Genomic DNA, 12,496 nt, shown 5'->3' with positions numbered 1-12,496 from the left:
TTCGCGCCCGTGGGTGCGGGGCGGTGTGCAGCAACAGGGAGATGGCATCCATCATTTCCTGTGCGCGGTAGGGCCGCATGTCGAGCAGGGATTGCTGTACGTCGATAATCAATAAAGCGGTTTTCTGCATAATCGGGGCTCCTTATCTGACTGCGTTGATTGGTTCAGACTGCTTGAAAGCCTGCCGGCGGTAAGCAGGCAGGCTCTTGTGGATGCGTGGTTTAGAAAATCTGCCACACGAAGAAGATAAAGGGTGTGCAGGATAAAGAGGGGAACGAGTATGCCGAAGGACCAAGCCATGTAGCCGAAGAAGGCGGGCATGGGGGACTTTGCGTTGTTCGGCGATGGCTTTAACCATGAAGTTGGGAGCGTTGCCGATGTAGCTGAGTGCGCCCATGAAGACGGAACCCATGGATACGGCCAAAAGGGTGTGGAAGAGATGTCCGGTCATGAGGGCTTGGGGGTCGCCGCCTGCGAGGTTGAAGAAGACCAGGTAGGTGGGGGCGTTGTCGAGGAAGGCGGAGAGCAGGCCGGACATCCAGAAGTACATGGTATTGACGGGATTGCCGGAGCTGTCGTGGACAAGGGCGACGATGCCTGCCATCGCGCCGTGTTCGCCGGCTTTGAGGATGGCGAGGACGGGGGCAATGGTAATAAAGATGCCGAGGAAGAGTTTGCCGACTTCGGCAATGGGATCCCAGTTGAATTCATTACCGGCACGGACTTGTTTCGGGGTGATCTTTATGGAAACGGCGGTAATGGCGAGCAGCAGGCCGTCGCGGACGAGGTTTTGCAGTTCATAGTGGCTGCCGAGGATGTCGAAGGAGATACCGGGTTTCCAGATACCGGAAAGCAGTACCGCACCGACGACGGCGGCCAGTAGGAAGAAGTTGCGTTTTCCGTGTATTTTCAACGCGCTGTCCGGGCTGGGGTCGCGCGGGAGGATTTCGTCTTCAAGGGCGTAGTGGCGGTCGATAAAGTAGAACAGGGTCAGCAGGACGGCCGAGCTGATGAGGACGGGCGGAAGCATATGCTGCACCCGTCCAGCCGAAGTCCACGCCTTTGAGGAAGCCGAGGAAGAGGGGCGGGTCGCCCAGCGGGGTAAGTCCGCCGCCGATGTTGGCAACGAGGAAAATAAAGAAGATGACGCTGTGGACGCGGTGTTTGCGGTTGTCGTTGGCTTTCAGAAGCGGCCGGATCATGAGCATGGCCGCGCCGGTCGTACCCATTACCGAGGCCAAAGCGTACCGATGGCCAGAATGGCCGTGTTGGTTTTAGGCGAACCGTGCAGGTTGCCCCATACCAAAATGCCGCCGGATACGGTGTATAGAGCCAGCAGCAGTAGAATGAAGGGAATGTATTCCTCCACAAGGGCATGGACGATGGTACCCACCCTGCGCCTACGCCGTAAACGAGCGTAAAGGGAATGAGGAAAAGCAGCGTCCACAGGGCGGTGATTTTGCCGAAATGGTGATGCCAGGTGTGGGCGAAAAAGAGCGGCCCGGTGGCAATGGAAAGCAGGATGAGGACGAAGGGCAGCCCCCAAATCAGGCTGAGTTGCGAGCCGTCGGGTGTGGCGGCAAAGGCGGCGGCGGGTGTGCATAGCAGGGCTGGGAAGAGCAGTTGGTGCATTTTGAGGTGCATTCGATATTCCTTTTTTATTCCTGATAGGGCGGGCGGTTTGCCCGGACTGTCTTTTTCAGACGGCCTGTTGAGTCCGTTGGGATTGGACGCAGTTTATGGGAAACCGTTTTAATTGTAACGGAAAACTGCGGGTGGAGAATGAGCGGCGGGGAAGGTGTCGGACTAAGGCGGTTTTCAGACGGCCTCTCAAAATAAGACCGGATATAGGCAGGCCGTCTGAAAAAGGAAGATTGCAAACCGCTTGTTAAGGCTGAGGCCGCCTGAAAGAGAGCAGAAGATTGCGGAAAGCATTCGGGTCTTTAATGAAAGTCATCTCGCCTTCCTGCGGGAAATGGAAATCCAGCAGGCGGGAAACCCAAAAACGGATACAGCCGGCACGCTGTGCGGTGGGGAAGTAGGCGCGTTCGGCGGCAGACAACGGACGGACGCTTTCGTAGCCGTGAATAAAGGCATCCGTGCGTTCCGTATCCAGAATATTATCGGCGGTGCGCGCCCAATCATTGACGGCAATGGCGAGGTCGTATACGAAACTGCCGTCGCAAGCATAGTAAAATCAATAAAACCGGGATACTGCCGCTGCCGTCGAGGCAGTACGTTGTCTTTAAATAGGTTCGGCATGGATGATACCGGCGCGGCAGGCTGCTGTCGGGATGGGTATCCAAGTAGGCAATCTCATCCGCAGTAATTCCGCATCTTCTTTGTTCAATACGGGAAACAGCTTTGTGCCGATTCGTGCCACCAGCGGCTATGGCGCGGATTGTCCATGTGCATGGGGAAACTTTGACCGGCAATATGCATTTTTGCCAGCATGGCTCCGTGTTGTAACACTGTTCCGCCGTCGGTCTGCCGGTATCCGCACCATTCAGGCAGCTAACCAGGCAGGCAGGCTTCCCCGCCAATACCGAATCAAGCTGCCCGTCGCGCCGTGCGACAGGTGTAGGGCAAGCCACTCCGTTGCTGCTGAGATGCTGTTTCAACAACAGGAAAAACGGCAACTCTTCCTGCTGCAAAACCTCAAAAACCGTCAGTACATAACGGCCGCAAGTCGTATTCAGGAAATAATTGCTGTTGGTAACCCCCTGCGCAATTCCCGTCAGTGAAACAAATGAACCCAAATCATAGTCGGCAAGGAAAATGCGCATTTCTTCATCGGAAATGCTGGTATAGACGGACATGGTTTGCACCTATCGTTTTATTTATTTAAGGAATAATTACGGGTAATATTTTTCGGGAAAACGGCACATCATATCAAAATAACAATAAGCCGTGTATGGCACAAAGGTACGACAGAGACAGTGCTTTCAGACGGCCTCTGATACTTTCCGGTCTTGATGTTTGTGTGTTGCAGCTTCTGTTTTTAATTTTCCTCTGACAAAAAATTTTCTTTTTTTCCGTGTACATGGCGTATTTTGGCAGAGGCATTTGGTTTTACTGCTTGACTGTTTTTTTTCTGGTGGGTATAGTGTGCGTCTTTGCTGCTTCGGCGGCGCAGTTCTTTAACAAGATGATTACCGATAAGTGTGGGTGCGTTTGGCCCCATACTGCGACGAAAAACAGACAAGGAATTTTATATTTCCTGTCGGTTTCTTTGAAGCGGACCAGAAGTTAAGTAAGTTAGAGATTGAACATAAGAGTTTGATCCTGGCTCAGATTGAACGCTGGCGGCATGCTTTACACATGCAAGTCGGACGGCAGCGGGGTAGTGCTTGCACTACTGCCGGCGAGTGGCGAACGGGTGAGTAATGCATCGGAACGTACCGGATAATGGGGGATAACTTTCCGAAAGGAAGGCTAATACCGCATATTCCCTGAGGGGGAAAGCGGGGGACCTTTGGGCCTCGCGTTATCCGAGCGGCCGATGTCTGATTAGCTAGTTGGTGGGGTAAAGGCCTACCAAGGCGACGATCAGTAGCGGGTCTGAGAGGACGATCCGCCACACTGGGACTGAGACACGGCCCAGACTCCTACGGGAGGCAGCAGTGGGGAATTTTGGACAATGGGCGCAAGCCTGATCCAGCCATGCCGCGTGTCTGAAGAAGGCCTTCGGGTTGTAAAGGACTTTTGTTAGGGAAGAAAGGGTTTGTGCTAATACCATGAACTTATGACGGTACCTGAAGAATAAGCACCGGCTAACTACGTGCCAGCAGCCGCGGTAATACGTAGGGTGCGAGCGTTAATCGGAATTACTGGGCGTAAAGCGGGCGCAGACGGTTTGTTAAGCAGGATGTGAAATCCCCGGGCTCAACCTGGGAACTGCGTTCTGAACTGGCAGGCTAGAGTGTGTCAGAGGGGGGTAGAATTCCACGTGTAGCAGTGAAATGCGTAGAGATGTGGAGGAATACCGATGGCGAAGGCAGCCCCCTGGGATAACACTGACGTTCATGCCCGAAAGCGTGGGTAGCAAACAGGATTAGATACCCTGGTAGTCCACGCCCTAAACGATGTCGATTAGCTGTTGGGCAACTTGATTGCTTAGTAGCGTAGCTAACGCGTGAAATCGACCGCCTGGGGAGTACGGTCGCAAGATTAAAACTCAAAGGAATTGACGGGGACCCGCACAAGCGGTGGATGATGTGGATTAATTCGATGCAACGCGAAGAACCTTACCTGGTCTTGACATGTACGGAACCTTCCAGAGACGGAAGGGTGCCTTCGGGAGCCGTAACACAGGTGCTGCATGGCTGTCGTCAGCTCGTGTCGTGAGATGTTGGGTTAAGTCCCGCAACGAGCGCAACCCTTGTCATTAGTTGCCATCATTAAGTTGGGCACTCTAATGAGACTGCCGGTGACAAACCGGAGGAAGGTGGGGATGACGTCAAGTCCTCATGGCCCTTATGACCAGGGCTTCACACGTCATACAATGGTCGGTACAGAGGGTAGCCAAGCCGCGAGGCGGAGCCAATCCCACAAAACCGATCGTAGTCCGGATTGCACTCTGCAACTCGAGTGCATGAAGTCGGAATCGCTAGTAATCGCAGGTCAGCATACTGCGGTGAATACGTTCCCGGGTCTTGTACACACCGCCCGTCACACCATGGGAGTGGGGGATACCAGAAGCAGGTAGGCTAACCGCAAGGAGGCCGCTTGCCACGGTATGCTTCATGACTGGGGTGAAGTCGTAACAAGGTAGCCGTAGGGGAACCTGCGGCTGGATCACCTCCTTTCTAGAGAAAGGGGCGGGTGCATCCACACTTATCGGTAATCGTAGAGAGCGTTACAAAGGGTTTGTAGCTCAGGTGGTTAGAGCACACGCTTGATAAGCGTGGGGTCGTAGGTTCAAGTCCTACCAGACCCACCAAGCTAGACTGGGGGCATAGCTCAGTTGGTAGAGCACCTGCTTTGCAAGCAGGGGGTCATCGGTTCGATCCCGTTTGCCTCCACCAGGATTTCCCAAATCAAAGCAGTCTGAAAGAAAGACAGACTGTTTTAATTTGCGAAAACAACGCATTGATCTTTAACAAATTGGAAAGCCGAAATCAACAAACAAAGACAAAGTCGTTTGATTTGGTTTAAATCATTGTTGCAATCATGGTTTAAGCATCAAAGAATCAGACGGTAAAATTTGGGTGGTGATTGTATCGACCCGATTCTGAAGCACAAAAGGCAGGATCGGGACACAACAAGCAGTAGGCTGTATCAAAGTAGAGGCCTGAAGGTGCCGAGTTAGTCAACGGCAAAGCACCGAAGTCAGAAAGGTACTTCAAATGATAGAGTCAAGTGAATAAGTGCATCAGGTGGATGCCTTGGCGATGATAGGCGACGAAGGACGTGTAAGCCTGCGAAAAGCATCGGGGAGCTGGCAATAAAGCTATGATCCGGTGATGTCCGAATGGGGAAACCCACCGTATTCTGTACGGTATCCTTGTTTGAATACATAGGACAAGAGAAGCGAACCCGGAGAACTGAACCATCTAAGTACCCGGAGGAAAAGAAATCAACCGAGATTCCGCAAGTAGTGGCGAGCGAACGCGGAGGAGCCTGTATACGATAGCCGATGAGATAGAAGAACAAGCTGGGAAGCTTGACCATAGTGGGTGATAGTCCCGTATTCGAAATTTCGTTGGTGGTACTAGGTATACGACAAGTAGGGCGGGACACGAGAAATCCTGTCTGAAGATGGGGGGACCATCCTCCAAGGCTAAATACTCATCATCGACCGATAGTGAACCAGTACCGTGAGGGAAAGGCGAAAAGAACCCCGGGAGGGGAGTGAAATAGAACCTGAAACCTGATGCATACAAACAGTGGGAGCCCTGTAAGGGGTGACTGCGTACCTTTTGTATAATGGGTCAACGACTTACATTCAGTAGCGAGCTTAACCGGATAGGGGAGGCGTAGGGAAACCGAGTCTTAATAGGGCGACTAGTTGCTGGGTGTAGACCCGAAACCGAGTGATCTATCCATGGCCAGGATGAAGGTGCCGTAACAGGTACTGGAGGTCCGAACCCACGCATGTTGCAAAATGCGGGGATGAGCTGTGGATAGGGGTGAAAGGCTAAACAAACTCGGAGATAGCTGGTTCTCCCCGAAAACTATTTAGGTAGTGCCTCGAGCTAGACACTGATGGGGGTAAAGCACTGTTATGGCTAGGGGGTCATTGCGACTTACCAACCCATGGCAAACTAAGAATACCATCAAGTGGTTCCTCGGGAGACAGACAGCGGGTGCTAACGTCCGTTGTCAAGAGGGAAACAACCCAGACCGCCGGCTAAGGTCCCAAATGACAGATTAAGTGGTAAACGAAGTGGGAAGGCCCAGACAGCCAGGATGTTGGCTTAGAAGCAGCCATCATTTAAAGAAAGCGTAATAGCTCACTGGTCGAGTCGTCCTGCGCGGAAGATGTAACGGGGCTCAAATCTGTAACCGAAGCCGCGGATGCCGCAAGGCATGGTAGGGGAGCGTTCTGTAGGCCGAAGAAGGTGTATCGTAAGGTATGCTGGAGGTATCAGAAGTGCGAATGTTGACATGAGTAGCGATAAAGCGGGTGAAAAGCCCGCTCGCCGAAAGCCCAAGGTTTCCTACGCAACGTTCATCGGCGTAGGGTGAGTCGGCCCCTAAGGCGAGGCAGAAATGCGTAGTCGATGGGAAACGGGTTAATATTCCCGTACTTTGATTCAATGCGATGTGGGGACGGAGAAGGTTAGGTTAGCAAACTGTTGGAATAGTTTGTTCAAGCCGGTAGGTGTAAGACTTAGGCAAATCCGGGTCTTTTTAACACCGAGAAGTGATAACGAGTGTCTACGGACACGAAGTAACCGATACCACGCTTCCAGGAAAAGCCACTAAGCTTCAGTTGAATCAGAACCGTACCGCAAACCGACACAGGTGGGCAGGATGAGAATTCTAAGGCGCTTGAGAGAACTCGGGAGAAGGAACTCGGCAAATTGATACCGTAACTTCGGGAGAAGGTATACCCTCTAATGTTAAGGACTTGCTCCGTAAGCATAGGAGGGTCGCAGAGAATCGGTGGCTGCGACTGTTTATTAAAAACACAGCACTCTGCTAACACGAAAGTGGACGTATAGGGTGTGACGCCTGCCCGGTGCTGGAAGGTTAATTGAAGATGTTAGCGCATCGGATCGAAGCCCCAGTAAACGGCGGCCGTAACTATAACGGTCCTAAGGTAGCGAAATTCCTTGTCGGGTAAGTTCCGACCCGCACGAATGGCGTAACGATGGCCACACTGTCTCCTCCCGAGACTCAGCGAAGTTGAAGTGGTTGTGAAGATGCAATCTACCCGCTGCTAGACGGAAAGACCCCGTGAACCTTTACTGTAGCTTTGCATTGGACTTTGAAGTCACTTGTGTAGGATAGGTGGGAGGCTTAGAAGCAGGAACGCCAGTTCTTGTGGAGCCGTCCTTGAAATACCACCCTGGTGACTTTGAGGTTCTAACCCAGACCCGTAATCCGGGTCGGGGACCGTGCATGGTAGGCAGTTTGACTGGGGCGGTCTCCTCCCAAAGAGTAACGGAGGAGTTCGAAGGTTACCTAGGTCCGGTCGGAAATCGGACTGATAGTGCAATGGCAAAAGGTAGCTTAACTGCGAGACCGACAAGTCGAGCAGGTGCGAAAGCAGGACATAGTGATCCGGTGGTTCTGAATGGAAGGGCCATCGCTCAACGGATAAAAGGTACTCCGGGGATAACAGGCTGATTCCGCCCAAGAGTCCATATCGACGGCGGAGTTTGGCACCTCGATGTCGGCTCATCACATCCTGGGGCTGTAGTCGGTCCCAAGGGTATGGCTGTTCGCCATTTAAAGTGGTACGTGAGCTGGGTTTAAAACGTCGTGAGACAGTTTGGTCCCTATCTGCAGTGGGCGTTGGAAGTTTGACGGGGGCTGCTCCTAGTACGAGAGGACCGGAGTGGACGAACCTCTGGTGTACCGGTTGTGACGCCAGTCGCATCGCCGGGTAGCTAAGTTCGGAAGAGATAAGCGCTGAAAGCATCTAAGCGCGAAACTCGCCTGAAGATGAGACTTCCCTGAGGATTTAATCCTCCTAAAGAGCCGTTCGAGACCAGGACGTTGATAGGTCGGGTGTGGAAGCGCGGTAACGCGTGAAGCTGACCGATACTAATTGCTCGTGAGGCTTGACTCTATCATTTGAAGGACTTTGTATCCTTTGATGACAAAGCCTACATAGGACTTGTTCCGATATATTTCATCACAGTTGATTGCGGTTGGACAGGCAGATGCCTTCCGACCCCGGCTTTACCGATTTGACAGTTTTAGTCTGGCGGCCATAGCGGTTTGGTCCCACTCCTTCCCATCCCGAACAGGACAGTGAAACGAACCAGCGCCGATGATAGTGTGGATTCCCATGTGAAAGTAGGTCACTGCCAGGCACTTATTGCAAACCCCGCCCTTTAACGGCGGGGTTTTTGTTTGCGTGCAGGGACGGAAGCAAACCGGGGTCGGTGAGACAGGCTTGCCTGATACGGGTTTCTTGATTATGATGGCTCTCGTTTTTTTATTTTGATTGAAAGGTGAGTGATGAATCTGAAAAAATCTTTGTTCGGTCTTTTGGCGTATGCCGCAGCGGCTTTGGTTTCGGCTGCAGTCAACATCAATACGGCCACAGCGGAGGAGTTGAAGGCCCTGCCGGGTATCGGTCAGGCGAAGGCGCAGGCGATTGTGGATTACCGTAAGGAAAACGGTGCGTTCAAATCGGTGGACGATTTGAAAAAGGTCAAAGGAATAGGCGACGGTATTTTGGGCAAATTGAAGGATCAGGCAACGGTTGGTGCGGCTCCCGCCGCCAAACCGGCAAAACCGGCACAGGCCGCCGTCCCGGCCGCCAAAAAACCGTAAAAGCGCATAACACCATACCGTAAAGACAAAACCGGCCGGCAGACCAAATACTGCCGGCCGGTTTTACTGCGCCTGTCAAATACCGCCAATATAGGGATAAAACCGCTAAACGGCGGCAGTAAAGGATTGGACGTGGAGAAGGGTAGAAGATAGCGATGTAGTTCAGTATGGGTTGTGCGCCTTAGTGGAAGGGGCTGTACTAGATAAGCAGTCATGATAGACTGCAAAAATGAAGATAACCCATTGTAAACTAAAAAAGAGTATCCAAAAAAAACTCCTTCAATTTTTTGTACTCGAAGTTACCGCCCGTTCTGCTGCCGATTTATTGGGCATCCACCCCAATTCAGCAGCACTGTTTTACCGCAAAATTCGTGAAGTCATCAGCTACTATCTTTCATTGGAAGCTGACGCTGTTTTTGATGGCGCTGTCGAATTAGATGAAAGCTATTTCGGTGGGCATCGTAAAGGCAAACGGGGGCGCGGAGCAGCGGGAAAAGTGGCGGTATTTGGTATTCTTAAACGGGGTGGGAAGGTTTATACCGTGGTTGTTAAGAATGCCAAAATAGAAACCTTACTTCCTGTTATCACAAGAAAAATCATGCCTGACAGCATTGTTTATACCGATTGTTTAAGCAGCTATGACGTGTTGGATGTAAGTGGTTTTACCCACCACCGCATCAACCACAGCAAGCTGTTTGCCGACAGACAAAACCATATCAACGGCATTGAGAATTTTTGGAATCAGGCAAAACGGGTTCTGCGAAAATATAACGGAATTGACCGTAAATCTTTCCCTCTTTTCTTGAAAGAATGTGAGTTTCGTTTTAACTTTGGTACACCGTCCGAGCAGCTTAAAGTGCTGCGTCGGTGGTGTGAAATTTAGGGCTTATCTAGTACAGCCCCTAGTGGAATGCACAGGTTGTTAAGAATGCCACAAGACACGGCAACGCCACATGGTTTTTGATAATTTGTGAAAGCTGAGACATCATCATGCAGCCGAGAAGCGAGAGCTTGGGCAGCCGAAAAAGTGTAAACAACGCGACGATTTTCTACATCCCAAAGACAATTTTACAAACGAAGTGTAGGGCAGCAACAAATGGTTGAAATCTAAACGGTAAGACAAAACGCTCTGCCAAAGCGGAGGAATTCACGACAGCATCGCCAACCAAATTGGCCGCAGCTTCGCCTAAACCGGCAGTAACTTCAAATATGACGTTATCCACCACCTTGGCAAACGGTCTATTGTGATTAATGCACTGATGAGTCAAGATGCTCACATCCAACGTATTATAGCTACTCAGACAATCGGTATAAACAATGCAGTCCTGCATGATTTTCTTGTAATAACAGTCAGCAAGCTTTTTCTTTTGGATTTTTCGGCAACTAAGGTATAAGTCTTGCCGCCATGTTTGAGAATACCAAAGGCTGCTACTTTTCCTGCTGCTCTGCGATCACGTTTGCCTTTGCGCTTCCTGTCGAAATGGGCTTTTATCTAATTCGACGCACTATCGAAAACATCATCAGCTTCTAAGGAAAGATATAGCTGATAACTTCACGAATTAAAAATAATATATAAATATCAGTTATCTATCTATCTATCTATCTATCTATCTATCTATCTATCTATCTATCTATCTATCTATCTATCTATCTATCTATCTATCTATCTATCTATCTATCTATCTATCTATCTATCTATCTATCTATCTATCTATCCATCTATCTATCTATACGTTTATTTTGCTATTTGGAAATGCTATTATCGGAGTAGATGCGATTTTAAGGAAAAAATGTATGGACATACGACCCAATCTTATTTCTTATCCCGTGCGCAGCGAAATCAACCAGATTGAGCCGCGCCTGGATATTTTTTGGCAGGATCAATTGGCAGCGGTATTCGCCGCGCTCTCTCCTGAAGAGCGCATACAGGTTACCGAGCAGCTTCTTACGCCGAAAGAAATTTTTTGGGATGAGGATGAGGAAAAGTTTGTTTACCGCCCTGCCGTATCGGCAGGCGATTTGGCTGCGGGGGTGCAAGGCATTCCCCAGCATTTGGCAAACCTGATGCGTTTTCTCCAAGATATTCTCTATACACTGAAAGAGCTGGACGACGCGGGTAAAATTGCCGAGCTTTTAGAAAACGCGCTCGACAAAATCCAAGCTGTGCAAACCGAAAACAAACCCGATTGGCAGCGCGCCAAGCAGCGGCTGCACGCCAACTTTATCTGTGCGGCGGCCGAAGTGATCCGCGATAAAACCGATTGGGTCATTCCCGAAAACCGTCGAAATCTCAATTTTCCCGTTATCAAAACCTTTATCAACGAAGTGTTTCTGAAACAGCGGTTGCTCGGCCATTTGTTCCGTACCCTGCGCAACCGCCAGCTTGCCGAAATGCCCCATCCCCTGCTCAATACCTTTTTGTGCGAAGAGCAGAAAGTGCGCCAACTGGAAATCGTGCGTGCTTCCAAATATCTGTTTGCCATTGCCCCTACTGTCGAGACCGGCCTGAATCCGTTTGGTTTGCGCCGCTTTTTGCAGGAAGACCTGCTGTATTCGGACGACCAGTTTTTGCTCAACGGCACGGCGGTTAATACCGCGTTGCTGGCCAACGGCGATGAAGAAATCCAACGCCGTTTCAGGCAGCAGATTGCTGCGATTATTACCATTGAAGGCAAAGTCTCCCGTTTTATCATCGATCAGATGGAAAGTTTGGATAAATATCACGAAGAGTATCTGTTTCCGTTGCTGTTTCAGCCGTTTGATGCCAATCTCGTGCTGGACAAAGCCGTTGCCGCCCGTTTGCAGGAGTATGAGGATATGATGGAGGAAAATATCCTCCAACCGTTTAAAGCCATCGTCCGCCGAGCTTCCAATCAGGACGAGCTGAACTACCTGCAATTGGGTATGCGCCAGCTTTTTGGCAGCATAATTAGCGTATTCAAAGACTTCCAAACGCTTCCCGCCATACGCGGCAGCGAATTGGCCGAAGTTTTTCTCGGTAGGCTGGTGGCCTATACCGCTTTTTTGGAAAAACGCCGCGAAGATGTGTTTGTCCGTATGGACGACGACGAATGGGTGGCTGCCTGCAACCGGGCCAAACAAGTTGCGGCCGATTTTAAAAACCTTGCCAAAGAAAGCCTGCCGGATTATCGGGATCTGCAACGGAAGGCGGAGGAGACGGCCGCCAAAATCAGCGAGAATCCGTCTTTTTTCAACAAGCTGTTTAAAACAAACGAAAAAACCGCCGCCAAGCTGGCCGAAATCAAGCAGAAAATCCGCAAAACCGCCGCTGCCGTCCACGACAAGCTATACCGTTTCGCCAACGACGAACATCCGCAGCAGATTGTCAATTTGGAGTTTGACGAAGATCTGCCGGCTGCTTTGTCTGCGGGTTTCCACCGCTATGCGCTGCCTGCGGGCGAAAACGGCCTTACCGGGCTGCCGCTGCCCGTGGGTTTGGAGGAATCCAGGGCGAAATTTGATTTGGAACGCTTTGTGCGCCAGTTTGGCTGAACGTTTTCCTACGTACAAACACACAGGC

Annotated in this window: 4 protein-coding genes, 2 tRNA genes, 3 rRNA genes and 2 pseudogenes; 8 read left to right on the top strand and 3 right to left on the bottom strand. The window is 50.9% G+C overall.

What is annotated here, in order from left to right:
• Positions 1–221: 221 nt before the first annotated feature.
• Positions 222–1,632, bottom strand: a pseudogene (locus DYE40_RS13225) (sodium:proton antiporter).
• A gap of 256 nt (positions 1,633–1,888) precedes the next feature.
• Positions 1,889–2,819, bottom strand: a pseudogene (gene thrB, locus DYE40_RS11850) (homoserine kinase).
• A gap of 448 nt (positions 2,820–3,267) precedes the next feature.
• On the opposite strand from thrB, the gene DYE40_RS11840 reads away from it, so the two are divergent.
• The 7 genes from DYE40_RS11840 (at position 3,268) to DYE40_RS11810 (ending at position 9,838) form a co-directional block, all read left to right on the top strand.
• Positions 3,268–4,808, top strand: a 16S ribosomal RNA gene (locus tag DYE40_RS11840).
• 57 nt (positions 4,809–4,865) lie between these two features.
• Positions 4,866–4,942, top strand: a tRNA-Ile gene (locus tag DYE40_RS11835).
• Positions 4,943–4,951: 9 nt separating this feature from the next.
• A tRNA-Ala gene (locus tag DYE40_RS11830) sits at positions 4,952–5,027 on the top strand.
• Between the two features lie 328 nt (positions 5,028–5,355).
• Positions 5,356–8,242 (top strand): 23S ribosomal RNA (locus tag DYE40_RS11825).
• Between the two features lie 134 nt (positions 8,243–8,376).
• Positions 8,377–8,489 (top strand): 5S ribosomal RNA (gene rrf / locus DYE40_RS11820).
• Together the 16S, 23S and 5S rRNA genes with 2 tRNA genes alongside form the textbook arrangement of a ribosomal RNA operon.
• Before the next feature lie 148 nt (positions 8,490–8,637).
• A complete protein-coding gene (locus DYE40_RS11815; protein ID WP_115307676.1) occupies positions 8,638–8,955 on the top strand; it encodes a ComEA family DNA-binding protein in 318 nt (105 codons plus the stop codon).
• Between the two features lie 229 nt (positions 8,956–9,184).
• Complete coding sequence (locus DYE40_RS11810; RefSeq protein WP_115307381.1) at positions 9,185–9,838, top strand: IS1595 family transposase; 654 nt, start codon at positions 9,185–9,187, stop codon at positions 9,836–9,838.
• Positions 9,839–10,004: 166 nt separating this feature from the next.
• Here the strand turns inward: DYE40_RS11810 and DYE40_RS11805 are convergent, their stop codons facing one another.
• Positions 10,005–10,286, bottom strand: a complete 282-nt coding sequence (locus DYE40_RS11805) for a hypothetical protein (RefSeq protein ID WP_115309276.1) — start codon at positions 10,284–10,286, stop codon at positions 10,005–10,007.
• Between the two features lie 463 nt (positions 10,287–10,749).
• Here DYE40_RS11805 and DYE40_RS11795 point away from each other — a divergent pair, with 463 nt between their 5' ends.
• A complete protein-coding gene (locus tag DYE40_RS11795; protein ID WP_115309275.1) occupies positions 10,750–12,468 on the top strand; it encodes a hypothetical protein in 1,719 nt (572 codons plus the stop codon).
• Positions 12,469–12,496: the final 28 nt, after the last annotated feature.

It is taken from the genome of Kingella potus, from assembly GCF_900451175.1.
GTDB classification, from domain to species: domain Bacteria; phylum Pseudomonadota; class Gammaproteobacteria; order Burkholderiales; family Neisseriaceae; genus Neisseria; species Neisseria potus.
The sequence above is the reverse complement of the archived record's forward strand: the minus strand, read 5'-3'. Positions and strand labels throughout refer to the sequence as shown.